The 24,063-nt window shown below is 64.6% G+C and carries 23 protein-coding genes and 1 pseudogene; 10 read left to right on the top strand and 14 right to left on the bottom strand.

The features are described 5' to 3' along the window. Nucleotides 1–7 precede the first annotated feature (7 nt). From mbfA to AB3L03_RS14370, 3 genes are all read left to right on the top strand, one after another. Nucleotides 8–979, top strand: coding sequence for an iron exporter MbfA (gene mbfA, locus AB3L03_RS14360; RefSeq protein WP_368508825.1), 972 nt, complete (start codon nucleotides 8–10; stop codon nucleotides 977–979). A 230-nt stretch (nucleotides 980–1,209) separates the two neighbouring features. Next, on the top strand, nucleotides 1,210–2,682 hold the full coding sequence (locus AB3L03_RS14365; protein ID WP_368508826.1) for an amidase: 1,473 nt from the start codon (nucleotides 1,210–1,212) through the stop codon (nucleotides 2,680–2,682). 10 nt (nucleotides 2,683–2,692) lie between these two features. Then, nucleotides 2,693–3,046 carry a nuclear transport factor 2 family protein gene (locus AB3L03_RS14370; protein ID WP_018457573.1) on the top strand — a complete coding sequence of 118 codons (354 nt, stop codon included), beginning with the start codon at nucleotides 2,693–2,695 and terminating at the stop codon, nucleotides 3,044–3,046. Between the two features lie 57 nt (nucleotides 3,047–3,103). Here the strand turns inward: AB3L03_RS14370 and AB3L03_RS14375 are convergent, their stop codons facing one another. Next, a complete protein-coding gene (locus AB3L03_RS14375; protein WP_018457574.1) occupies nucleotides 3,104–3,586 on the bottom strand; it encodes a CinA family protein in 483 nt (160 codons plus the stop codon). A gap of 169 nt (nucleotides 3,587–3,755) precedes the next feature. On the opposite strand from AB3L03_RS14375, the gene AB3L03_RS14380 reads away from it, so the two are divergent. The 3 genes from AB3L03_RS14380 to AB3L03_RS14390 are packed head-to-tail and all read left to right on the top strand — an operon-like array spanning nucleotide 3,756 to nucleotide 6,360. Continuing rightward, on the top strand, nucleotides 3,756–4,814 hold the full coding sequence (locus AB3L03_RS14380; RefSeq protein WP_204513236.1) for an amidohydrolase family protein: 1,059 nt from the start codon (nucleotides 3,756–3,758) through the stop codon (nucleotides 4,812–4,814). Between the two features lie 23 nt (nucleotides 4,815–4,837). Next, nucleotides 4,838–5,947 carry an amidohydrolase family protein gene (locus AB3L03_RS14385; protein ID WP_018457576.1) on the top strand — a complete coding sequence of 370 codons (1,110 nt, stop codon included), beginning with the start codon at nucleotides 4,838–4,840 and terminating at the stop codon, nucleotides 5,945–5,947. Continuing rightward, complete coding sequence (locus AB3L03_RS14390; RefSeq protein ID WP_018457577.1) at nucleotides 5,947–6,360, top strand: Rieske (2Fe-2S) protein; 414 nt, start codon at nucleotides 5,947–5,949, stop codon at nucleotides 6,358–6,360. The genes AB3L03_RS14385 and AB3L03_RS14390 overlap by 1 nt, the downstream gene beginning before the upstream one ends. 37 nt (nucleotides 6,361–6,397) lie before the next feature. Here the strand turns inward: AB3L03_RS14390 and AB3L03_RS14395 are convergent, their stop codons facing one another. Beyond that, nucleotides 6,398–7,297, bottom strand: coding sequence for a transcriptional regulator GcvA (locus AB3L03_RS14395; protein ID WP_026233402.1), 900 nt, complete (start codon nucleotides 7,295–7,297; stop codon nucleotides 6,398–6,400). A 110-nt stretch (nucleotides 7,298–7,407) separates the two neighbouring features. Between AB3L03_RS14395 and AB3L03_RS14400 the strand changes: the two genes are divergently transcribed. Then, nucleotides 7,408–7,611 carry a DUF1127 domain-containing protein gene (locus AB3L03_RS14400; protein ID WP_007599575.1) on the top strand — a complete coding sequence of 68 codons (204 nt, stop codon included), beginning with the start codon at nucleotides 7,408–7,410 and terminating at the stop codon, nucleotides 7,609–7,611. Nucleotides 7,612–7,691: 80 nt separating this feature from the next. Then, nucleotides 7,692–8,315, top strand: a complete 624-nt coding sequence (locus AB3L03_RS14405) for a GNAT family N-acetyltransferase (RefSeq protein WP_018457580.1) — start codon at nucleotides 7,692–7,694, stop codon at nucleotides 8,313–8,315. A 51-nt stretch (nucleotides 8,316–8,366) separates the two neighbouring features. On the opposite strand, the gene AB3L03_RS14410 is transcribed toward AB3L03_RS14405, so the two are convergent. Further along, the gene (locus AB3L03_RS14410) at nucleotides 8,367–9,197 is read right to left on the bottom strand and encodes an enoyl-CoA hydratase (RefSeq protein ID WP_018457581.1); all 831 of its coding nucleotides are present in this window, start codon (nucleotides 9,195–9,197) and stop codon (nucleotides 8,367–8,369) included. Nucleotides 9,198–9,308: 111 nt separating this feature from the next. Next, nucleotides 9,309–10,010, bottom strand: a complete 702-nt coding sequence (locus tag AB3L03_RS14415) for an SDR family NAD(P)-dependent oxidoreductase (RefSeq protein WP_018457582.1) — start codon at nucleotides 10,008–10,010, stop codon at nucleotides 9,309–9,311. A 231-nt stretch (nucleotides 10,011–10,241) separates the two neighbouring features. Between AB3L03_RS14415 and AB3L03_RS14420 the strand changes: the two genes are divergently transcribed. Next, nucleotides 10,242–12,026, top strand: coding sequence for an acyl-CoA dehydrogenase family protein (locus tag AB3L03_RS14420; RefSeq protein WP_026233403.1), 1,785 nt, complete (start codon nucleotides 10,242–10,244; stop codon nucleotides 12,024–12,026). Between the two features lie 44 nt (nucleotides 12,027–12,070). Beyond that, a complete protein-coding gene (locus tag AB3L03_RS14425; protein WP_027515339.1) occupies nucleotides 12,071–13,159 on the top strand; it encodes a Zn-dependent alcohol dehydrogenase in 1,089 nt (362 codons plus the stop codon). On the opposite strand, the gene AB3L03_RS14430 is transcribed toward AB3L03_RS14425, so the two are convergent. The 10 genes and pseudogenes from AB3L03_RS14430 to AB3L03_RS14475 all read right to left on the bottom strand — a co-directional run bounded on the left by AB3L03_RS14430 (nucleotide 13,143) and on the right by AB3L03_RS14475 (nucleotide 24,063). After that, the gene (locus tag AB3L03_RS14430; protein WP_368508827.1) at nucleotides 13,143–14,558 is read right to left on the bottom strand and encodes a hypothetical protein; all 1,416 of its coding nucleotides are present in this window, start codon (nucleotides 14,556–14,558) and stop codon (nucleotides 13,143–13,145) included. The two genes, AB3L03_RS14425 and AB3L03_RS14430, sit on opposite strands and share 17 nt — an antisense overlap. Nucleotides 14,559–14,798: 240 nt before the next feature. Then, the gene (locus AB3L03_RS14435; RefSeq protein ID WP_026233404.1) at nucleotides 14,799–15,074 is read right to left on the bottom strand and encodes a DUF1488 family protein; all 276 of its coding nucleotides are present in this window, start codon (nucleotides 15,072–15,074) and stop codon (nucleotides 14,799–14,801) included. A 77-nt stretch (nucleotides 15,075–15,151) separates the two neighbouring features. Further along, nucleotides 15,152–16,621: an AMP nucleosidase gene (locus AB3L03_RS14440; protein WP_204513229.1), complete on the bottom strand. Its 1,470-nt coding sequence runs from the start codon at nucleotides 16,619–16,621 to the stop codon at nucleotides 15,152–15,154. A 100-nt stretch (nucleotides 16,622–16,721) separates the two neighbouring features. Next, a complete protein-coding gene (locus tag AB3L03_RS14445; protein WP_085354331.1) occupies nucleotides 16,722–18,056 on the bottom strand; it encodes an HlyD family type I secretion periplasmic adaptor subunit in 1,335 nt (444 codons plus the stop codon). Further along, nucleotides 18,053–19,798 (bottom strand): type I secretion system permease/ATPase, encoded by a 1,746-nt coding sequence (locus AB3L03_RS14450; RefSeq protein WP_085358019.1) that lies wholly within the window; start codon nucleotides 19,796–19,798, stop codon nucleotides 18,053–18,055. The genes AB3L03_RS14445 and AB3L03_RS14450 overlap by 4 nt, the downstream gene beginning before the upstream one ends. Before the next feature lie 260 nt (nucleotides 19,799–20,058). Further along, nucleotides 20,059–20,328 carry a GlsB/YeaQ/YmgE family stress response membrane protein gene (locus AB3L03_RS14455; RefSeq protein ID WP_007605178.1) on the bottom strand — a complete coding sequence of 90 codons (270 nt, stop codon included), beginning with the start codon at nucleotides 20,326–20,328 and terminating at the stop codon, nucleotides 20,059–20,061. Nucleotides 20,329–20,425: 97 nt separating this feature from the next. Beyond that, nucleotides 20,426–21,403, bottom strand: coding sequence for an ABC transporter ATP-binding protein (locus AB3L03_RS14460; protein WP_085358021.1), 978 nt, complete (start codon nucleotides 21,401–21,403; stop codon nucleotides 20,426–20,428). Beyond that, nucleotides 21,400–22,814: pseudogene (locus AB3L03_RS14465) on the bottom strand (amidase). The gene AB3L03_RS14460 and the pseudogene AB3L03_RS14465 overlap by 4 nt, the downstream one beginning before the upstream one ends. Continuing rightward, the gene (locus tag AB3L03_RS14470) at nucleotides 22,811–23,005 is read right to left on the bottom strand and encodes a hypothetical protein (RefSeq protein ID WP_018457593.1); all 195 of its coding nucleotides are present in this window, start codon (nucleotides 23,003–23,005) and stop codon (nucleotides 22,811–22,813) included. The pseudogene AB3L03_RS14465 and the gene AB3L03_RS14470 overlap by 4 nt, the downstream one beginning before the upstream one ends. Next, entirely contained in the window at nucleotides 23,002–24,063 is a 1,062-nt protein-coding gene (locus AB3L03_RS14475; RefSeq protein ID WP_085383889.1) for an ABC transporter ATP-binding protein, read from the bottom strand. The genes AB3L03_RS14470 and AB3L03_RS14475 overlap by 4 nt, the downstream gene beginning before the upstream one ends.

Below are 24,063 nucleotides of genomic sequence, written 5' to 3' on the forward strand. Positions count from 1 at the left end.
GGCCGCCGTGAAGAATTTTGCCGATCTGACCGAGCGCGAGGTGCTTGCGGTCGCAATCTCCTCCGAGGAGGAGGACAGCCGCATCTACATGAACTTCGCCGAAGACTTGAAGGAGCGCTATCCGGACTCCGCCAAGATCTTCGAGCAGATGGCCGAGGAAGAGCGCGGCCATCGCCACATGCTGCTGGAAATGTACGAGCAGCGCTTCGGTCCGCATTTGCCCCCGATCCGCCGCGAGGACGTCAAAGGCTTCCTGCGCCGCCGTCCGGTCTGGCTCACCAAAAACCTGTCGCTCGACACCATCCGCAAGGAGGTCGAGACAATGGAATTGCAGGCCGAGCGCTTTTACGTGAAGGCCGCTGAACAGGCGCAGGATGTCGGCGTGCGCCGCCTGCTCGGCGATCTGGCCGAGGCCGAGAAGGGCCACGAAGAGGTGGCGGCGAAGCTGACGGATCGGATCCTGAGTTCAGACGTGCGCGCCGAGGAAGACCGCACCAACCGGCGCATGTTCGTGCTGCAATATGTGCAGCCAGGTCTCGCCGGCCTGATGGACGGCTCCGTCTCGACGCTGGCGCCGCTGTTTGCGGCTGCCTTCGCCACGCATCAGAATTGGCAAACATTTCTGGTCGGCCTCGCCGCCTCGATCGGTGCCGGCATCAGCATGGGCTTTGCGGAAGCGCTGTCCGACGACGGCTCGCTGACCGGGCGTGGTTCGCCCTGGCTGCGCGGTCTCACCTGCGGCTTGATGACGACGCTCGGCGGGCTTGGGCACACCCTGCCCTATCTCGTGCCCGATAGCTGGGCCAACGCATTCTGGATCGCGACGGGAATCGCCGGAATTGTCGTGTTCTTCGAATTGTGGGCGATCGCCTTCATCCGCGCGCGCTACATGGACACGCCGTTCCTCCAGGCCGTGTTCCAGATCGTGCTCGGCGGCGCGATCGTGCTGGCGGTGGGGATATTGATCGGAGCGGCGTAGGACGCCTTCATGCCCCGGCTTGACCGGGCATCCAGCACGCCGCGACCTGTCCGTGTCCAATCGGCGCCGGTGGAATACTGGATCGCCCGGTCAAGCCGGGCGATGACTGCGAGTGGTTGCTTGGCTCACCGCGTTCCGTCTTGCTCAGATGTCAATCGCGATCAAACGGCGGTTGCGGTGCTGGGCCAAACTGCGCATCATTGTTCCACGCTAAGAACAGGAGATGCGCGATGGCCAAATCCGAATGGAGCTTCAAGAGCGCGGTCGAGCTGTCGGCGGCACTGACGGCCAAGAAGGTTTCCGCGGTCGAGCTCACGCAGGATGCGATCGACCGCATCGAACGGCACGACAGCAAGGTCAACGCGATCTGCGTCCGGGATTTCGACCGTGCGCTGGACGCCGCACGCGAGGCAGACGCCGCATTGGCGCGCGGCGAGCGAAAGCCGTTGCTCGGTCTCCCCATCACTGTGAAAGAATCCTACAACATCGCCGGCCTGCCCACGACCTGGGGCTGGACGCCGCAGAAAGATTTCAAGCCGGCGGAGGACGCTCTGTCGATCGCCCGGGTCAAGGAGGCCGGTGGCGTCATCCTCGGCAAGACCAACGTCCCCGTGGGCTTGGCGGATTGGCAGAGCTACAACGAGATCTACGGCACGACGAACAATCCGTTCGATCTCGGCCGCACGCCGGGTGGCTCGTCGGGCGGCTCGTCTGCGGCGCTCGCGGCAGGCTACGGACCACTCTCGCTTGGGTCCGACATCGGCGGCTCGTTGCGCGTGCCCGCCTTCCATTGCGGGGTCTATGCGCATAAGCCGACCTACAATCTCTGTCCAACGCGTGGCCACACGCCGCCGCCCTTTCCAGCCATCCCGATGGAGCGCGATATGGCGGTGATCGGTCCGATGGCGCGGAGCGCAGTCGACCTGCCCTTGCTCCTGGACGTGATGGCAGGCCCCGATCCGTTGGACCTGGGCATCGGATACAAGCTCGCGCTGCCGGAGGCGCGACACCGCGCGCTGAAGGATTTCCGGGTGCTGGTGATCGACAGCCATCCGCTGCTGCCTGCGAATGCAGATATTCGCGGCGCGATCGAAAAACTGGCGGGGCAATTGACGGGCACGGGCGCGCGCGTCGCGCGCGAAAGTCCGCTGTTTCCGGACTTCACGGAGGCTTCTCGCCTCTACATGCGCATGCTGATGAGCTTCCTCGGCGCCTTCCTTCCGCCGGACAATCTCGCGGGCGCGCGTGCCGGTGCAGCGCAGCTCTCACCCGACGACAAGAGCCTCGCTGCCGAACGGCTGCGTGGTATCACCAGCACGCATCAGGCCTGGGTGTTCGACGAGGGCGCCCGCGCCGGCCTGCGCGCGCAATGGCGGCAATTGTTCAAGACATTCGATGCGGTGATCTGTCCGATCATGCCCACGCCGGCCTATCCGCATGATCATTCGCCGGAGCAGGAAAAGCGCCGAATCAACATCGATGGCAAGGACCACGCCTATCCGGACCAGCTTGCGTGGCCCGGCATCGCCACGCTGACGGGCCTGCCGGCAACGGCTATTCCGCTCGGTCTGTCGAAGGGTGGCCTGCCGGTCGGCGTGCAAATCATCGGGCCCTTCCTCGAGGACCGCACGCCGTTGAAGCTCGCCGAGCTGATCGAACGCGAGTTCGGCGGGTTCGTGCCGCCGCCCTTGTTCAATGACTGAGAGAAACCCCATGAGCAACGACCTCGAACAGCTCACCGCACTCAACCGCGACTATGTGGCCTCAGTGCAGAATTGCGACGTCAAGCGCTTCGACGAGATTTTGGCGCCGGAGTTCTACTGCTCCAATCCCGACAAGACGCTGGTTGATCGCGAGGCCTTCCTGAAGCAGACGGCGCGGCCGATTGCGATCCGAAACCTCAGAGAGCACGACGTCATCATCCGTATCATGGGTGATTTCGCCATCATCCACGCGGCAACGAGCTACACCAATGCGGACGGCCAGCAGGCCACCGGGCGCTATACCGATTGCTGGGCGAAGACGAACGGGACGTGGCTCGCGGTGTCGGCGCACGTGTCGCGGTAAAGAGCGCGTCACACCACACATTCTCCGGCACAGCCAGATATTCGGGAGGCCGCGAGCTCACCGCTCCAGATTCTTCAGCAGCAATTTCAGCGCTGTCGCTGCAAAGGTCTGCATATTGGCCAAGCGGTCGTTGCTGCCCGTCTCAAGCGTCATCACCTCGACTGCGGGCCCGGCGACCGCCATGCAGCTGTGGCCCGCCGCATCGCCGTAGCGATTGCCGGTGGGACCGGACGCCCCGGTCTCCGACAGGCCCCAATCGCAGTTGAAACGGCTGCGCATCTGCCCGGCCAGCAATTGCGCGTAGGGCTCCGAGGAGGAACGAAAGCCCTTCATTCCTTCGTCCGAAATATCCATCAGCACGCGCCTGGCATCGCGAGTGTAGACCACGGCCCCGCCGAGGAAATAAGCGGACGCGCCGGGCACCGCGAGAAGGCTGGCCGAGATCAGGCCGCCGGTCGAGGATTCCGCAACAGCAATGGTCTGTTTGCGCGCGATCAGCTTCGCTGCGACCTGTTCCGCAATGCCGACGAGCTCTTTCATTCCTTGACCCCTTATTGCTTCGCAACCGAGCTCGGCCTTTCTAGCATATGACAGCGCCGTTGGCCGAGTTGCAGCCAACGGGCAGGCCTGCTTGAATGGCGGCCAAAGGGCGGAGCGGCCAAGCTCTGCCCGCGGGAAAGACGCGACGAGGAAACGTGAAGGACACGTCATGGCGTCCCTGATCGCCGGCGGGGTGGATTGCGATGTGCATCCGGCCGTGCCGCATCTGACCAGCCTGCTGCCGTACCTGAACGACTATTGGCGCGATCAGGTGACGACGCGCGGCATGGTCGATCTCATCTCGCAATCCTACCCGCAGAACTCGCCGATCACGGCGCGGCCCGACTGGCGCCCCGAAAGCGGCAAGCCGGGTGAAAGCCTGGCGGACATGCAGCGCCATGTGCTCGATCCCTTCCAGCTCTCGCACGCCATCTGCAATCCGCTCTACGGCGTGCAGATGGTGTTTTCAGAGGATCTGCAGGCCGCCTTCGGCCGCGCGCTGAACGACTGGCTCGTGAAGGAATGGCTCGATCGCGATCCGCGGCTGCGCGGCTCGATCGTGATCCCCACCCAAAGCGTCGAGAAGGCCGTCGCCGAGATCGAGCGCTGTGCGACGGACCGCCGCTTCGTGCAGGTGCTGATGCTCGTGATGGGCGATACGCCGCTCGGCAAGCGCGCGCTCTGGCCGATCTACGAGGCGGCGGAACGGCTGGAATTACCGATCGGCATTCATGCCGGTTCCGCCTATCACAATCCGCCGACCGCCGTGGGCTGGGGTTCCTACCACATCGAGGATTATGCCGGTCAGGCCCAGGCGTTCCAGACCCAGCTCACCAGCCTGATCGTCGAGGGCGTGTTCGTCAAATATCCGCGGCTGAAGATGGTGATGCTTGAATCCGGGGTGTCCTGGATCTCCCCATTTCTATGGCGCCTGCACAAGTTCTGGCGTGGGGTGCGGATGGAGACGCCGTGGGTTGATCGCGCGCCGCTGGACATTGTGCGCAGCAACATCCGCTTCTCGTTGCAGCCATTCGATGCACCGCCGGATGAGGCGACATTAATTCGCCTGTTTGATCATATGCAGTCCGACGAATTGGTCGTATTCTCCACCGACTATCCGCACTGGCAGTTCGACGGCCAGGAGGCGCTGCCCGCAGGTCTCACCCCCGATCTCGTGCGCAAGATCATGATCGATAATCCGCATGCGACCTATCCCCGCCTGACTTAGCCGCTGCCAAAGGAGGCAAGGCGATGAATATTCAGTTCCGCGAAAGCTCCGAAGCCGCTTCCCCACTGGCCGTCAAAACCGCGATCGCGGACTGCGACATCCATCCGGCACGCGCGACCCGCGCCGAGCTCTATCCCTACCTGGCCAAACGCTGGCAGCATCATCTCGAAGTGTACGGCGTCCATGCCTATCAGGGCATGATGGAAGGCCCGCCCTATCCGAAGGCCCAGCCCAACGCCTCGCGCCGCGACGCCTATCCGCCGGAAGGCGGGCCGCAGGGCTCCTCGCTGTCCTTCATGCAGAAGCAGCTGCTCGATCCCAACAACGTGCAGCTCGGTGTGCTCAATCCGCTCAACACCGGGCAAGGCATCCGCAATCACGAGCTCTCGGCGGCCTTGTGCTCGGCGATCAACGACTGGCAGATCGACAAATGGACCAGCAAGGACAAGCGGCTGAAGGCGTCCATCGTCGTCGGCAATGAGGACGGGCTGTCAGCCGCCGCGGAAATCCGCGAGCGTGCCGGCGACAAGAATTTCGTGCAGGTGCTGCTGCTCAGCCGCAATGTCGAGCCGCTCGGCCAGCGTCGCTACTGGCCTATCTATCAGGCTGCGGAAGAGGCCGGCCTTCCCGTCGGCGTCCACGCCTTCGGCTTCGGCGGCAACCCCATCACGCCGTCGGGCTGGCCCTCCTATTACATCGAGGAGATGGTCGGCCACTCGCAGTGCCAGCAATCGGCGCTCGCAAGCCTCGTGCTGGAGGGCGTGTTCGAGCGCTTCCCGAAGTTGAAGATGGTGATGATCGAGGCCGGCTTCGGCTGGGCGCCGTCGCTAGCATGGCGGCTCGACAAAGTCTGGCAGCGCCTGCGCAGCGAGGTGCCGCATGTCAAGCGGCCGCCGTCCGAATATATCCGCGAGCAGGTGTGGTGGACGACGCAGCCGATGGAGGATCCGGAGCGGCGCGAGGATCTGTTCGATGTCATCAAGTGGATCGGCTGGGACCGGCTACTGTTCGCGACCGACTATCCGCACTGGGATTACGACGAGCCGTCGCGCGTGCTGCCCGCGGGCGTCAGCGACGACGACCGCGAGGCCTTCTATCTCGGCAATGCGAAGAAGCTGTACGGGATCAGTTGATGGCGCGGCATGTGATTGCCGCGGTCGACGAGCTTCCGCCCGGCACGCGAAAATTTCTGGAGATCGACGGACGGCCGATCGCAATCTTCAACATCAAGGGTGAATATTTCGGCCTGATGAACCGCTGCCCGCATCAGGGCGCTGCGCTGTGCGAGGGACCCTTGATCGGGCTCGCGCAATCGAAGGATCCGGGCGAGATCGAATATACCAAGCTCGGCGAGATCATTCGCTGCCCCTGGCATGGCTGGGAGTTCGACATCCGCACCGGCCAGTCCTACTGCGACCCTCGCCGCTTCCGCGTGAAGGCCTACCCGGCCCATGTCGAGCCGGGTGCAAGCGTGGTGAAGGGGCCGTATGTCGCCGAGACGATACCCGTGAAGATCGAGAGCGACTACGTCGTGGTGGAGCTGTAGCGAGAAGCAGGTTGCGCGGACATGCGCCGGCACGATTTCAGGCCTTATTCCGCGTTGCCGCGATCATCCACTCACGGAATGCGGCGAGCTTCGGCGCTTCGCGGCGCCCCTCCGGCGCGACCAGGTAGAAGCCCGCATCGGCCGGCAGCGCGATCTTGAAGGGGACCACTAGTCGCCCCTTGGCGATGTCGTCCTGGACATAGGAGGTCCGCCCCATCGCCACGCCGATGCCGTCGATCGCGGCCTGGATGGTCATGAAGATCATGTCGAAGGTGATGCCGGGCTGCCTGGCGATGTCGGCCGGCAGACCCGCCGCCGTCAACCACAGCCGCCAGTCGTCGCTGTTGGCGTTGGAGGTGTGCAGCAGCATGTGGCTCTTGAGGTCCTCGGGACAGCGCAACGGCTTGTCGCCACGCAGCAGAGACGGGCTGCAGACCGGAAACAGCTCGTCCGCCATCAGCCAGTCGGCGCGCAAGCCCGGCCACTGGCCGCGCCCGTAGCGGATCGCGGCATCGACATTGTCGCGCTGGAAGTCGACGAGGCTGGTGGAGGTCGTGATACGGACGTCGATGCCGGGATGGTGCTCCTGGAAATCGGTCAGCCGCGGCAGCAGCCATTTTGCGGCGAGCGAAGCCAGCGTCGAGACCGTCAGCACCTTGTCATCGTCCTTGCGCAGCAGCCGATCGGTGGCAAGCCGGAGGTCGTTGAAGGCGGCGCGGACGCCCGGCAGATAGTCGCGCGCCTCGGCCGTCAGCGCCAGCGCGCGGTTCTGCCGGACGAACAGGCGGATGCCGAGCTCCTCCTCGAGCCTGCGGATCTGGTGGCTGATCGCGGTCTGGGTCACGTTCAGCTCGGACGCCGCCAGCGTGAAGCTGAGATGGCGCGCGGCGGCCTCAAAGGCCCGCAATCCATTCAGGGAGGGCAATCTGGCAGTCATCTGGCAGCAGGATACATGACGTTATTTCATGCGAAAGAGTACAAATTGTCGTTTGTCGCAGTGCACCCGGAAGCACATATTAGCGGTCAACTTAGCTCCAGGAGCTGGCAATGTCTACTTTGACCCAGAATTCGATGACAAATCATCATGCGCCAGGGCTGATCCACCAGATCGGCGAGACGCTTCACGTTTGGCACGAGCGTTACCGGACCCGGCGTGAGCTCACCAACTGGTCCGCGCGCGACCTTCAGGACGTCGGACTGTCCTGGAGCGATGTCGCCTACGAGGCCGACAAACCCTTCTGGCGGGCCTGATTGGCCGCCAGGCCGGCGCCGCCTGACTGTGGGGGCGCCGGCGGTCCCTTTCCCCTTTGGTCCCCTTGGGGGCGCGTGTCATGAGCACCCTTCGCCTGGAAGATCTGAAGCAATATTCGGACACGCTGCGCACGCGACACGGCGAGGCGCTGCGCGTTCGTTTCGTCGAGCCGCGCGACACCGAGGAGCTCCAGCACTATTTTCGCTCGCTCTCGACGCGGTCCCGATACAACCGCTTCTTCGGCGCGATCAGCGAACTGCCGCAGGGCCTGCTGCACGAATTCCTTCAAATCGGCGAGCGCGAACGTTTTACCGTGGTGGCGACCATGATGGTCGACGGCTTCGAGACCATCGTCGCCGAAGCGCGCTATGCGCTGCATGCCGAAACCGCGACGCTTGAATTCGGTCTGTCGGTTGCCGACCGCTGGCAGGGCCACGGCATCGCCACCGTGCTGATGAAGAATCTTGAATGCCGCGCGGCCGCGCTCGGCGCCGACCACATGTTCGGCGACACGCTGCGCTCCAACGCCGCCATGATCTCGGTCGCGCGTAAATCGGACTTCGCCTTCGTCAACCATCCGGACGACTGGAAGCTAGTGCGCTTCGACAAGGAGATCTCCGTCGCACCGAAAGACATTCCCTGCGCGAGCTGGCGCCTCGTCGCTCTTTCCCGTCAGGCCGATAGCCCCTCAGCCTCGGCCTGACACCACTCGAGCCCGGCCTGGCGAAAACCAGAGCCGGGCATTTTTGCGCCGCTACTTCCCCGTGAACACCGCCTTGCGTTTCTCGATGAAGGCCTGCACCGCTTCCTTGTGATCGGCGGTCGTGGTCAGGCGAACCAGACGTTCGGCCTCGTGGTCGCGCGCGGTCTCGAAGTCGAACAGCAGGGCCTCGTCGAGATTGTCCTTCATGTAGCGCAACGCGAGGCGCGGACCTTCAGCGAGGGATTTTGCCAGTGCAAAGGCCTCCGCCTGCAATTTGTCATCGGGCACCACGCGGTTGACGAGGCCGATGGCCTCGCACCTGACAGCATCGACCCGATCGCCGGTGAACAGCAGCTCGCGCGCCCGCGCGGTGCCGACGAGGCGCGTCAACAGCCACGCGATGCCATAGTCGCCGGACAGCGCGATGCGCGCATAGCCGGTGGCCACGAAGGCCGATTGCGCGGCAATGCGGATATCGCAGGCCATGGCGATGGCGAGCCCCGCGCCGACCGCCGGCCCCGGCAGCGCCGCGATGGTCGGCTTGCGCACCGACACCAGCGCGCCGGTGAGCAGGCGCTGCCGCTCCTGGAGATCGGCGACCTTGTCGTCAAAGGACATCTCCAGCTTCTTCGGGTCGCGATGCGCGCCCATGCCCTTGACGTTGCCGCCGGCGCAGAACGCTTCGCCGGCGCCGGTGATCAGCAGCGCGCCGACATCGGGGTTCTCGCCGCAGGAGCGGATCATCGTACGCAGCGCCGGGGTCAGCGCGTCCGACAGCGAGTTGCGCGCCTCGGGCCGGTTCAGCGTGATCAATGCGACGCGATCGCGGATCACGCAGAGGAGTTCACTGGTGCCGGTATCGATGGTGGTTTCCGTGGACATGATTCCCGCCCTTGTAGGATGGGCAAAGCGAAGCGTGCCCACCAATTGCTGTTTCGTCGTTGATAGTGGGCACGGCGCTATGCGCCTTTGCCCACCCTACGGCAGCTTGCCTCAAAACTTCTCCACCCAGGGCCGCAGCTCCAGCTCCCAGCTCCAGGCGCTGCGCGGCTGCTGCAACACGTTCCAGTAGCTCTCCGCGATGGCATCGGGATCGAGCATTGAATCCGGCTTCTCCGGCGCTTCCGTGCGCGCTGCGCTCCTGATGCCGCCATCGATCACGAAATGGGCGACATGGATGCCTTGCGGCGACAATTCGCGCGCCATGCTCTGCGCGAGCCCGCGCAGTGCGAACTTGCCCATCGCGAACGGCGCGGACTGCGCATAGCCCTTGACGCTTGCCGAAGCGCCGGTGAACAGGATCGCGCCGTGCTGGTTCGGCAGCATGCGCCTGGCCGCTTGCTGCGCCACCAGGAAGCCGCCATAGGCACTGACCGCAATGGCGTTCGCCACGTCGGCCGGAACGAGATCGACGAACGGCCCGCGCGCGCGGCCGCTGGCGTTGTAGACGACCACGTCGGGCATGCCGATCTCGCGTTCGACCAGGCCAAACAGGCGTTCGACCGCATCAGGCTCGGTGGCGTTGCAGGCATAGGCCTTGGCGCCGGTCTCGCTGCAGAGCGCGCCGAGCTTCTCGATTTTTCGCGCGGCCAGCGCGACGCGGATGCCCTGGGCGGACAACAACCGCGCCAGCGAGGCGCTCAGGCCTTCGCCGGCGCCGACGATGAGGGCGATCTTGTATTTCGGGTGTTCCATGGCGTGATCTCTCGAAGACGGGAAGCCGCTGATCTATGCACGGTCCGCGCGGACAACCAGCCGGGACGATCATAATTCCGCAGAGCGAATTGCGCCCTCACGGCGATCATGCCTCCCTGACAATTTGCGGCTTTATCCGCTTTCGCGACTGGAGCATGATCGACATCATCACAAGCGGCAAGCGCCAAATCAGCGCAAAATGACCGCAAGGCGGAAACGAAGAGGATGATCATGCGACAGCCGGCCCCCGCGCAGCCAAAACAGGTCGCGGCCGCACCATCCGGACTGCTGGCTCCCGATACCACCGGCATGAATTTCTACCGCGCCGATCAGGCACTCACCGATCTCCTCCGCATTCATCTACCGGAGACGCTATTCCGCCACATCGAGCCGCATCTCGATCGGCTGGGCGAACTCGCCGGCGGCGTGCTCGATGAATGCGCGCGGCTCGCCGACCGGCACACACCGGTGCTGCACCAGCGCGACAAGTTCGGTCGCGACGTGCAGTGGATCGAATACCACCCGGCCTATCGCGAGCTGGAGAAGGCCGCCTTCGGCGAGTTCGGCATCCACGCGCTCTCGATCCGCAAGGGCATCATGGGCTGGCCGGACAAATATCCTGTCGTCGCCAAGCACGCCTTCACCTTCCTGTTCAACCAGACCGAATTCGGCATGGGTTGCCCGATCAACGTAACCGACGGCTGCGCCAAGCTGCTCGCGAATTTCGGCAGCGAGGCGCTGAAGGCGAAATATCTCGACGGACTAACCCAGACCGACATGAGCAAGCTGACCCAGGGCGGCCAGTTCATGACCGAGAAGGAAGGCGGCTCCGATGTCGGCACGCTGACCACGACGGCCGTGCAGGAAGGCGACCATTGGCGCCTCACCGGCGAAAAATGGTTCTGCTCGAACGCCGACGCAAAGATCGTGATGCTGCTGGCGCGCCCCGAAGGTGCCGGCCCCGGCACGCGCGGAGTCGGCCTGTTTCTGATGCCGCGCTTCCTCGACGACGGCTCGCAGAACCACTACCGGATCGTGCGTCTGAAGGACAAGCTCGGCACGCGCTCGATGGCCTCGGGTGAAATCAAGCTCGAAGGCGCGATCGCCTACGCGGTCGGCAAGCTCGACCGCGGCTTCGTGCAGATGGCCGAGATGGTGAACTCGTCGCGGCTCTCAAATGGCGTCAAATCCACCGCGCTGATGCGGCGGGCCTACCATGACGCGATGACGGTGGCGAAAAACCGCGTGGTGTTCGGCAACCGCATCATCGACCTGCCGCTAGGTCGGCGCCAGATGCTGAAGATCATGCTGCCGGTCGAGCAGGCGTTGTCGATGAGCTTTCTCACTGCGGACGCGCTCGACCGCGCCGAGGCCGGCAGCCAGGATGCGGCCGCACTGCTGCGCATCCTGACGCCGACCTTGAAATTCCGCGCCACCCGCGATGCGCGAAAGGTCTGTGGCGATGCGCTCGAGATGCGCGGCGGCATCGGCTATATCGAGGAATTCGCGACCGCCCGCCTGCTCCGCGACGCGCATCTCGGTTCGGTCTGGGAAGGCACCGGCAACATCGTCGCGATCGATGCGCTGAGGCGTGCGGTCGGCCGCCACGGCGCCGAATCCGCGCTGGCCGCCGATCTGCATGCTCGCCTCGATGACAGCCCCTCGGTGCCGCAGGCCTGGCGCGACCGGCTGCACACGCTCACCGATCGTGCGGTGGGCTTCGCACGCGAGGTCGCGGGAAAGGCCGACAATGAGGCCGATGCGCGCCGCGCCACCAGCCTGCTCTATCATGTCGCCGGTGCCGTCGCGCTCGCCTGGGAGGCGCATCGTATTCACGACATGCGGGGCGATGCGCGCAGGCTGTTGTTGTCGCGGCTGGTGATCGATCACCGGGTGTCGCCGAGCGATCCGTTCCGGCTGACGGAAAATGCCGTGCAGCAGAAGATCGCGGCGCTGCTGCTCGGCGATCGTGCAGGCAGCATGAGCGAGGTTGGCGAACTGGTCCTGGCAGCGTAGGCTGCACCCACGTTCGAAGCAAAAAAAGCGATAGGGAGTGCTCGATGAAGGCGGCCGTCCTCCATGAAGTCAACAAGCCCCTAGTCATCGAGGATGTCAGCCTGCCGAAGCCCGGCCCGCGCGAGGTCCTGATCCGGACCTCGGTCGCAGGTCTCTGCCACTCCGATCTGCACTTCATGGAAGGCCTTTATCCGCATCCGCTGCCCGCGGTGCTCGGGCACGAGTCGGCCGGTGTCGTCGAGCAGGTCGGCTCCGACGTCACCTATGTGAAGCCCGGTGATCATGTCGTCACCTGTCTTTCGGTATTCTGCGGCACCTGCGACAACTGCACCACGGGCCGCACGGTGCTCTGCACCGACACCACGGTGAAATTGCTGCCGGGGGTGTCCAATCGGATGCAATGGGCTCGCTCCGAGAAGCTGCATCAGTTCCTCAACCTCTCGTCCTTCGCCGAGCAGATGCTGGTGCACGAGAACGCGATCGTCAAAATCCGCAAGGAGATGCCGCTCGATCTGGCCGCGCTGATCGGCTGCGGCGTCATCACCGGCTACGGCGCGGTCGTGAACACGGCGAAGGTGACGGCCGGCGAGACCGTGGCCGTGATCGGCTGCGGCGGTGTCGGCATGGCCGCGATCAACGGCGCGCAGATCGCGGGCGCCGGCCGCATCATTGCCATCGACACCAACCCGGCCAAGCTCCAGCTCGCGACCAAGCTGGGCGCCACCGACATCATTAATCCGGCAGACGGCGACGTCGTGAAGCAGGTGCGCGATCTCACCAATGGCGGCGTGCATCATTCCTTCGAGGTGCTCGGCCGCAAGGAGACCGCGGAGCAGGCCTTCGGCATGCTCGCCTCGGGCGGCACGGCCACCATCGTCGGCATGATTCCGTTCGGCCAGAAGATCGAGCTGCACGGCTTCGACTTCCTGCGCGAGCGCAGGATCCAGGGCTCATCGATGGGCTCGAACCATTTTCGCGTCGACATGCCGCGGCTGGTGGATTTCTACCTGCGCGGCCGGCTGCATCTGGAAGACTGGATCTCGGCCAAGCTGAAGCTCTCCGAGATCAACGAAGGGTTTGCCAACATGAAGGCCGGCAAGACGCTGCGCAGCGTGATCATGTTTGACAGCTGATGGCTCGATGACGCGGGTCGCCCAGGATTAAGGCAACTGGTCCGGGCCGGCCAAGTCGCCACGCGACTCTTTCAGGAGCAGCAGCGCCGCAGCTGTCACGAGACCCGTGGCGAGCAGGTACAGGGGCGATATGTTCAAACCGGGCCCTTCGATGAACCAGATAGGAGAACAATCCCGCGGTCGACGCGATGAAGCCGAGCCAAGCAAGCTTCGGAAAGCGAAATCCACGTTCGCCGCGCCAAAGATCATGCACGAGGTAGTACACGAGAAGGCTGTTGCAGAGTGCCGCCGGCAGCACGCCCAGGACGATTCCGTTTTCGAACGCGAGATAGGATAACACGCCGTCGACCTGAGCAATCACCGCGAAGGGCACATAGCGCGGATTGAGGCAGGCCAGCGCGATCGACGCAAGCTCGAACGCGTAGAAGTACCGCTCGTGCATCTTCGGGAGCAGATACGGCATGAGCATGAGCGATACACAGGCGACGAGCAGAATAAACTCCGGCCCCGCCCGTCGAGAGCGCGCGATGAAGATCGACAAGGCGAGCCCGCTCGCGTCCGCGAGCACCATGCCGACGGCGACTCCGATCGCGTACGGCAGTCCGCCAGCCAGCACCCAGATGTTCGCTGCGTTCATGGTGAGGCGATTGAAGGTGTGAGCTTGGTCCAGATAGACCGCGAACACGGAGGCCAAAGATCTACCGGCGACCAGAACCGGAATGGCGAGAACCACATAGATCCCGGGAACGGTGGCGAGCCATGCCGGGTGGATCCTGCGGCGCAGAATCATGCCGAGCACGAAGGGTCCCAGGAACACGCCCTGAGCCTTCACCGAAAATGCCATCGCAAATGACGCAACGCCATTTCGGTCCCGCATGAACAGCGCGATGGAAACCAGCGTGAAGTACGTCCAGATCGAATCACTCTCCGCCCACACCGCGCCGTTGAAGATCACCGTCGGTGCAAGCCAGACAGCGCAGAAGGCCAGGGAAGCTCGCAACGGCAGCTTTGTCGCTCGCCAGACGATCTGGGCCACAGTGATCGCGCAGCCCAACTCGAATACTGCCGAGATCGCTTTCACGAGGGAAAGTGGCTCGCCTAGCCAATCAAATCGGGCGGCAATCAGCAGGAGGTAGCTGTAGAACGGCGTGTAGTTGGTAAAGGCTTCGGCCAGCCCGGCGACTCCGTGATCGCGAGCAAAGACATACCAGGGGATCAGATGCTGAATGGCGTCATCGGTCGCGTGTTCCCGGGCAACGTAGCGGAGCGCAAGGCCGACAAGTCCACATCCGATCGCGACGGCGATTGCAAGCCGCCAACTCTCTGGCTGCGTCTTGTTCGGATTGACGTCATGACCGGGCCCGCGGATCGCGTCGATTCCAACAATGTCTTTTGTCACGCGATCACTCGTGAGGCTCCATTTCGTGACCCAACCTCTACGGGCCATCAATTCATAGCTGGATAACGTCTGGTTTCGCAGGTCTTAAGATTGCCGCGAAACGGTTGCTTGGTTAGCGAATGCTTTAGAGGAATTGACGCTCGTCGAAATGGCTGCCGGCGGGAAGGTAAGCCCGGCAAGACCAAATCTTGACCAACTGATGAACTGTCCTGGAGCATGACGGCGGAGGCTGGAGCGGCACTATCGCTGCAAATGTCGCGTGAAGATCCGCACCACATGGCCCCTGACCCGCGGCGCCTCGTCGTAGAGGTCTGAGGCGAGCCGCTCGATGGTCTCGCGCAGCGACAGGAACTGGGCCTGCCGCGCGCTGCTTTCGGTGCCTTGCATGCCCGCAAGCTCGTCCATGGCGGCGTCGCTGATCTGGCACTGCACGACCTCGCCGTCGTTCAGCATGGTGAAGCGAAAGGCGAGCCGTTCGAGATCATGGCCAATGATCCTGTCGCGCATGAGTGGCATCAATTCGTCCCGGTCGACCCCCGCGCCGAAAATGCCGAAAATCCCGCTGCTTGTCAGCAGCAAAGGCAATCCATGGCCTACTGAAATGCAACTTCGGCGAAACTGCGGAGCTTGCGGGAATGCAGTCGCTCGGATTCCTGCTGCTTGAGCCGTTCCAGCGCCTTTAAGCCGATCTCGAGATGCTGGCCGACGCGGCGGCGGTAGAATTCGCTGGCCATGCCTGCGAGCTTGATCTCGCCGTGGAGAGGCTTGTCGGAGACGCACAGCAGCGTGCCGTAAGGGACGCGAAAGCGGTAGCCGTTGGCGGCAATCGCGGCCGATTCCATGTCGAGCGCAACCGCGCGCGATTGCGACAAGCGGCGAATGACATCGGGCCCGCTGATCTCCCAATTGCGGTTGTCGACGCTCGCGACGGTGCCGGTGCGCATCAGGCGCTTGAGCTCGAATCCTTCGAGCCCGGTGACGTCCTCGACCGCCTCCTCGAGCGCCACCTGCATCTCCGCGAGCGCCGGGATCGGCACCCAAAGCGGCAACTCACGATCGAGCACATGGTCCTCGCGCACATAGCCATGGGCGAGCACGTAGTCGCCGAGCCGCTGCGTGTTGCGCAGGCCCGCGCAATGGCCGAGCATCAGCCAGGCATGGGGCCGCAGCACGGCAACATGGTCGGTGACGTTGCGCGCGTTCGACGGACCGGTGCCGATGTTGATCAGGGTGATACCACGATAGCCGGGCGCGGCCAGGTGGAAGGCAGGCATCTGCGGCGTGCGCGCGGGCGCAACGCCCGTCGTCGCGCCGCCGCTGCGCGTGATCACATTGCCTGGAGCGACGAAGGCATCGAGGCCCGCCTCGCCAGCCTGAAGCCGCTGCTGGCAAAGCTGCGCGAAGGCGTCGACATAGAACTGGTAGTTGGTGAAGATCACGAAGTTCTGGAAGTACTCTGGATCCGTACCCGTGTAGTGGTAGAGCCGGCGCAGCGAGTAGTCGACGCGGGCTGCCCGAAACAGGGACAGCGGTTCGGGCGCGCCGGGCTGAAGTTCGAAAGTGCCGTCGGCGATGGCATCGTCCATGGTGGCCAGATCAGGCACGTCGAACGCATCGCGCAGCGACCGCGTCACCGGCGAATTCTCGCTGGTGGTGATGGCGGCCTCGATGTTGATGTCGCGGCGATAGGCGAAGTGAACGGGGATCGGTTCGCTGGACTCGCCGATTTCGACCGGGACGCCGTGGTTCTGGATCAACAGTCCGATCTGCTCTGTGAGATAGGTCCGGAACAGATCCGGCCGCGTGACGCTGGTCTCGTGCACACCGGGCCGCGCGACGAAGCCGTAGGCGAGCCGCGAATCCAGCCGCGCATGCGTCGCAGTGGTGATACGGACGAAGGGGTAGAAGGCTCGCACCCGCGTCGTGATTAACTCGCCGTTGACGTAAGCTTCGAACCGGTCACGCAGGAACTTCGTGTTGCGCTCGTAGATCTCTTCGAGGCGGGCGACGGCGAGGCCAGCGTCGGAATAGGATTCGGTGGCGATGGTAGGTGGAGATTGCATTGTTCGACGCCGGGTTGCTGGGGCTGAATCGAACTATAGCAAGAATGACGCCTCGCCGTCATCGCTCGCAATGACGGATGGGATGACGCGCTTTCGCGCGTCACTTCTCCCGGAACGCCCGCATGAACTGGTCGTGCAGCGGCTTCATCAGGTAGGACAGCATGGTGCGATCACCGGTCTGGACGAACGCTTCCGCGGGCATGCCGGGGATCAGCCTGGAGTCCCCGAGCTTGGCGACCTCCTCCGCGGACAGCGAGACGCGGATGGTGTAGTAGCTCTGGCCGGTGCGCTGATCGGTGGTGACGTCGGGCGAGACGCGGCTGACGACGCCGTTGAGCTCCGGCGTGGTGCGCTGGTTGAAGGCGGACAGGCGCAGCAGCGTCTTCTGGCCGATCTGGAGCTTGTCGATATCGACCGGATTGACCTTGGCTTCGACCTGGAGATCGTCGGCCTGCGGCACGATCAGCATGAGGGCGTCGCCGGCGGTGATGACGCCACCAACGGTATGCACGGTCGATTGCAGCACCATGCCGTCCTGCGGCGCGCGAATGTCGACGCGGCGAAGCTGGTCCTCGGCGGCGACCTTGCGCTCGATCATTTCGCCGATCTTGTCGTTGGTCTCGCGCAGATCCTTGGAGACCTCGCTGACCATGTCTTTGTCGACCTGGATGATCTGGAGCTCGGTCTCGGTGATCTTGCCCTTGGCCTGCGCCCGCGAGGCGATGTATTGCGCGCGCTCGCCGTTGAGGCGGGCGCTGTCGCGTTCGAGCGTGGTCAGACGGGAGATCTGCACCAGGTGCTTGTCATAGAGATCGCGGACCCCCACGAGCTCCTGCTGCACCAGCGAGATTTCCCTGTCCTTGGCTCGCTCCTGCGCGGAGAGGCCCTCGATCTCCTCGTTGAGCTGCTGGATGCGCTCGCGCAGCTGCGCCTTCTGGCCGGCGCGTCCGTTGACGCGGACGTCGAACAGCTTGGTTTCGGCGGAGAGCAGCGCCTTGACGTCGGGATCGTTGCCGCGATCGAGCAACGCTTGCGGGTAGTCGATCCTGTCGATTCCGCGCTGCTCGGCCTGGAGCCGCGCCGCACGCGCCTGCGCCGCGTCGAGATTCTTGGTGACGATGGCGAGATTCGCCTTGGTGACGGTGTCGTCGAGCCGCACCACGATGTCGCCGGCCTTGACCACGTCGCCATCGCGCGCACGCACCTCGCCGACCACGCCGCCGGTCGGATGCTGCACCTTTTTGACATTGGACTCGACGACGATCTGACCCGGCGCGATCAGCGCGCCCGAAATCTGCACCGTCGAAGCCCAGCCGCCGAGGCCGACCAGGAGGACCAGCACGATCCCAAGCCCGAGCATCAAGTGAAACCGGATCGACTGCCGTACGGTCCTCTTCGCGGCAGGCTTCGCGCCGCCGAGCGCCATCGTGCTCATGCCTTGGCTCCGCCTTCGCTGACGATCTTGATCGGCGCCGGCGGCGTCACGCGCGGCTGGAGCACCTGGGCGAGCACCTGTTCCTTCGGCCCGAAGGCCTGCATGCGGCCGTCGCGCAGCACCAGGATCTGGTCAACCGCTTCCACGCCGATCGGACGGTGCGCCACTACGATGACGATGGCGCCGCGCTCGCGCGTCGCGCGGATGGCGCGGGTCAGCGCCTCGTCGCCTTCGGTATCGAGATTGGAATTGGGCTCGTCGAGCACGATCAGGAAGGGGTTGCCATAGAGCGCGCGCGCCAGCGCCACGCGCTGCGCCTGGCCCGCGGAGAGCGCCGTGCCCTGCTCGCCGACCTGGGTGTTGTAGCCCTCGCGCATCTTGATGATCATCTCGTGCACGCCGGCTTCCTTGGCGGCGGCGATGATGCCGTCAGACGTGGCCTCGGGATCGAAGCGGCTGATGTTCTGCGCGATGGTGCCGCCGAACAATTCGACGTCCTGCGGCAGATAGCCGATGTGGCGGCCAAGCATGTCCGACGACCACTGGTCGAGCGCCGCGCCGTCGAGCCGCACCTTGCCGCGGACCGGCTGCCAGACGCCGACCAGCGCGCGGATCAGCGACGACTTGCCGGAGCCGCTCGGTCCGATCACGCCGAGGCCATTGCCGGCTTCGAGCGCAAAGGTGATGTCTTGCACGATGAGGCGCTGGTCGCCCGGCGGCACCATGGCGATACCTTCGACCGAGAGGCGGCTGGTGGGCGCCTGCAACTGGGTCGGCATCGTCTGCGCCGGCATCTGCTCGAGAAGGCGGGTCAGACGATGCCAGCTCTGGCGTGCCGCGACAAAGGATTTCCAGTGCGCGATCGCGAGGTCGACCGGCGCGAGCGCGCGTGCCGAGAGGATCGAGCCGGCGATGATGATGCCGGCGGTCGCCTCCTGGTGGATGACGAGATAGGCGCCGACCGCGAGCACGGCCGATTGCAGCATCATGCGCAGCACTTTTGCGACCGCGCCGAGACCGCCGGCGACGTCGCTCGCACGCTGGTTGCCGTCGAGATATTTTTCGTTGGCCTCGCTCCAGCGCGCGTTCATCCGGCCGGCCATGCCCATCGACACCATGACTTCGGCATTGCGGCGGCTGGCCTGGGCGAGATCGTTGCGCTGGGCGGCGAGCCCCATCGCCTCGCGCGCCGGCTGGCGGGACATCAACTCGGTGACCAGCGTCAACCCGACCAGGATGACGGCTCCGACCAGCGCGGTGACGCCGATCATGACGTGGAAGGCGAAGCAGATGGCGAGATAGAGCGGCAGCCAGGGCAGGTCGAAGAACGCGCTCGGTCCCATGCCGCCGAGGAAGGAACGGACATTGTCGAGATCCCGCAGCGGCTGAAGCCCCTCGTTGCGGCTGCCAACCAGCAGCGGCAGGCGCACGATGGTGTCGAACACCCGCTTGTTCAAGGCTTCGTCCAGGGCGGTACCGACCCGGCCCAAGATCCGGTTGCGGATCATGTCCAGCACGCCCTGCGCCATGTAGAGGAAACCGGCGAGGACGATCAGGCCGACCAGGGTCGGAATACTGCGGCTCGGCAGCACCCGGTCGTAGACCTCCAGCATGAAGATCGACCCGGTCAGATAGAGCAGGTTGATCATGCAGCTCATCAAGCCGACGCCGACAAACGCCGTGCGACAGGCGCGCAGCGCATCACCGAGCTCTGAGCGGCGGACGCCGGGAACGGCTGCCATCAGTCTGATCTCTTTCGGGTAGGGGCCAAAGTCCCTGATTTCAAAGGCAAATTCAGGAGTAATTGACCCGGATTAACATCGCGTTTGCGCTCATCGCTCAACGCAGTCGAACACCCGGGACCCCTATGGCCCACAACACCCCCGACCGACCTTGCACGCAAGTCCGGAATCTCACGATCTTGCGGCTTTTTCTTGCAGACATGTCACCTCTCCCCGGGCGGGGAGAGGTCAAAAGTTCGATCAATTGAACCCGGGCGCCATTAGAACCGGCCGCCGCCGCGGACGAGCCGCACCACCAGCAGCAGGATGACCGCGCCGATGGCGGAATAGATGATCTCCGATATCAGCCCGGTGCCGATGTGAATGCCGAGCTTCGGAAACAGGAAGCTTGCCACCAGCGCGCCGGCAATGCCGACCACGATATCGCCGATGATGCCGAACCCGGTTCCGCGCACCACCTTGCCGGCCAGCCAACCAGCGACGAGGCCGACGAACAGGATGACAAGCAAGCCTTCATTCGAAATGTACATAAATGAGGTCCCTCTCCGTGAACGGTTCCATGGAAGCGGAACCGGGATGAACGAGGTCTGAATGCTGTTCCCCCGTTCCCCGCTGGCGGTCCAAATATCATGACAGCGCGGTGACCGGCTCCGCCAGCACGCACCGTGCTGCCCGGCCCGGCCCGACCTCCACATTCCCAGGCAATTGCTCCAGGCAGCGCGGCTGGGCAGCGGCGCAGCGGGGCGCAAAGGAGCAGTTGTGCGGCCGCTCGCCCAGCGACGGCGGGGTGCCGGGGATGGTCTCGAGCCGCTGTCCCCGCTTGGCCCCGTGGACGGTCGAGGCGAGCAGGCCCCTGGCGTAGGGATGCACCGGCGAGCGGACGATGTCGCGAAGCGTGCCCTGCTCCACGATCTGGCCGGCATACATCACCGCGACCCGGTCGCAGATCTCGATGGCGACCCCGATGTCATGGGTGACGAAGATGACGGACATGCCGAACTCGCGCTGCAGCTCGCGCAACAGCAGCAGGATCTGGATCTGCACGGTGGCATCGAGCGCCGTGGTCGGCTCGTCCGCGAGCAATATCTTGGGACGACACGCGAGCGCCAGCGCGATCATCGCGCGCTGACGCATGCCGCCGGACATCTCATGCGGATAGGCATCGAGCCGCCGTTTTGCGGAAGGAATGCGCACGACCTCGAGCATTTCGAGTGCGCGCGCCCTGCCCTCCGCATACGACTTGCCTTCGTGACGCACCACGCTTTCGGCGATCTGCGCGCCGATGGTGTAGACCGGATCGAGCGCCAGCGCCGGCTCCTGAAAGATCATCGACACGGTTTGGCCGCGGAACGACGACAGCTGCTCGTCGTTCATGGCGAGCACGTCGCGGCCCATGACGTTGACCTTGCCCGTGATCTGCGTGCGCTTCTTCGGCAACAGGCGCATCAGCGCGCGCAAGGTCACGCTCTTGCCCGAGCCGGACTCTCCGAGCAGGCCCAGCACCTCGCCGTCGCCGAGCGAGAGACTGAGACCGTTCACGGCATAGACCGTGCGCTCCCCGGTGAAGCGGATGTTAAGGCCTGAGATCTCGACGAGCTTTGTCATGACGGAAGTTTCGGCAGCCTTTCGTGGTAGTCGGTGGCGCGCTGGAACGCGGCGCCGATGGTGAGCAAGGTCGCTTCATCGAACGAGCGGCCGATCAGCTGCATGCCGATCGGAAGACCGCTTTTGGTGAAGCCCGAGGGCACCGTGAGCGACGGCAGGCCGAGGTAATTCACCGGACGGGTGAACAGCGTCAGCCGCTGCAACAGCGCCGGCGCATTCGGCCCGCCGCCAACGTCGCTCTCCTCGATCGTTGGCGCCGGCACGGGGACGCCGGCGCGATCATCGCGTCGACGCCCGATGTGGCAGCGTTGTGCGCGGCGAGCGCAGGTCCGCGCCAGCGCATCGCCTCGAGATAGGTGATGGCGGGGACCGCGAGGCCGTTCTGGAGCCGCATCAACACCTGCGGACCATAATCCTGCGGCCGCTCAATCATCCAGCGCTTGTGGAAGGCGGCGGCTTCGGCTGCGAGCACGAGCTGGCTTGCCGAGGACAATTGCCGCTGGTCGGGCAGCTCGACCGTGACGATGTCGGCGCCCTCACGCTTGAGCACCGCGACGGTCTCGTCCAGCACGCGCGCGACCTCGCCGTCGAGATCATCGACATAGAAGGACGAGGGGACGCCGACCTTGAGGCCCTTCAGCGAGCCCTTGGTCGCGCCGACATAGTCAGACAGCGGCTCATGACTGCAGGTCGAATCCTCAGGATCAGGGCCGGCCATCAGCGCCAGCAGCAGCGCGCAATCCTCGGCGGTGCGGGCGAGCGGGCCGACCGTGTCGAGCGACTGCGACAGCGGCATCGCGCCGGCGCGGCTGACCCGGCCGACGGTGGTCTTCAATCCCGTGACGCCGCAGAAATGCGCGGGCATGCGGATCGAGCCGCCGGTGTCGGAGCCGAGCGCCGCATAGGTCAGTCGCGCCGCGACCGCCGAGCCCGAGCCCGACGACGAGCCGCCGGTGATGTGCGCAGCGTTCCAGGGATTGCGAACCGGGCCGTAATGGGCGTTATGGCCAGTCGGGCCATAGGCGAATTCGGCGAGATGCAACGTGCCGAGGCGAACCTGGCCGGCGTCCTTCAGCCGCTGCAAGGCGGTGGAGGTGACGGTCGGAACGAAATCGCGGCGGATCAACGAGCCGCAGGTCGCGACGTGACCTGCGTCGTAATACATATCCTTGTGCGCGAGCGGCACACCGTGCAGCGGACCGCGGACTTCCCCCTTGGCGAGTTCGGCGTCGGCGGCATCGGCGGCCTTCAGCGCTGCCTCTGCCTCGATCGACATGAAGGCGTTGAGGTGCGGCTGCCACTGCGCGATGCGATGCAGCAGCGCACGCGTCACCTCATGCGAGGACACCTGCTTCATCGCGATCGCGCGCGCGACCTCGGTGAGCGTCATCAATGCGGGCTCGGTGCTCATTTCGAGACCTTGGCAGTCTGCGCGATCGGATAAAGCGCGGGCTCGAGATCGAACGGCAACGTGCCGGCAATGGCTGCAAAGCCCTCGAAGGCCGGTCCGATGGAATTGGAGATGCGCGTCGCGATCTCGTCGTCGACGGGAACGCCGGCGACCTGTGCCGTCGCCTTGATCTCTTTTGTCGTCGGTCTCATGCGGTTTCCTCCTTCGGCGCGCGGCTATGGCCTGAACCCGGGATCGCCATGTAGCACGCGGCCTCGTGGCCCATTCTATCGAGCGCGGTGAGTTTTGGTGTCGCATTTGCGCAGAGCGGCTCCGCAAACGGGCAACGGGTGTGGAAGCGGCAGCCCGAGGGTGGATCGATCGGATTGGGCGGATCGCCCGTGATCGGCGGCGTCTCGGTGCGGCGGTCCGGATCCGAGGACGGCATCGCGGCAAGAAGTGCGCGCGTATAGGGATGCGCCGGTTGGTCCCAGACCTGGTCGACCGGGCCGAGCTCGACGACCTCGCCGAGATACATCACCAGCACGCGATCGCTGATATAGCGCACGACGTTGAGGTCGTGACTGATGAAGAGATAGGTCAGGCCGAACTCACTCTTGAGATCGGCAAGCAAATTGAGCACCTGCGCCTCGACCGACTTGTCGAGCGCGGAGACGGCTTCGTCGAGAATCACCAGCCGCGGCGACAGGGCCAGCGCACGCGCGATGTTGACGCGCTGGCGCTGGCCACCGGAGATCTCATGCGGGTAGCGGTTGGCAAAGTTTGCAGGAACCAGGCCCACTTTGCCCAGCAGCTCGCGCGCCAGCGCGCGCGCGGCGCCGTCGGCCATGCCGTGCACCTTTGGGCCGAAGGCGATCGAGTCCTCGATGGTCAGGCGCGGGTTGAGCGAAGCGTAGGAATCCTGGAACACCATCTGCATGCCGCGGCGCAGCTCGCGCAAGGAGAGCGACTGGCCGACGCTCATGCCGTCATAGATGATGTCGCCGGTGTCGCGCGGCATCAGATGCATGAGCAGCCGCGCGGTGGTCGACTTGCCGCAACCGGACTCGCCGACGATGCCGACGGTCTCGCCCTTGGCGACGGTGAACGAGACATTATCAACCGCCCGCACGGTGCGCTTTGCGGCGAACAGGCCGCCACGAACCGGGAAATGCTTGGTGAGGCCGTTGACCTGGAGCAGCGGCTGGGCGACGCCGCCGAGGTCTTCGATCGGCTCCAGCATTGCGACGGAGAGGTTGGTTTCGCTCAT

The organism is Bradyrhizobium lupini, assembly GCF_040939785.1.
GTDB classification, from domain to species: Bacteria; Pseudomonadota; Alphaproteobacteria; order Rhizobiales; family Xanthobacteraceae; genus Bradyrhizobium; species Bradyrhizobium canariense_D.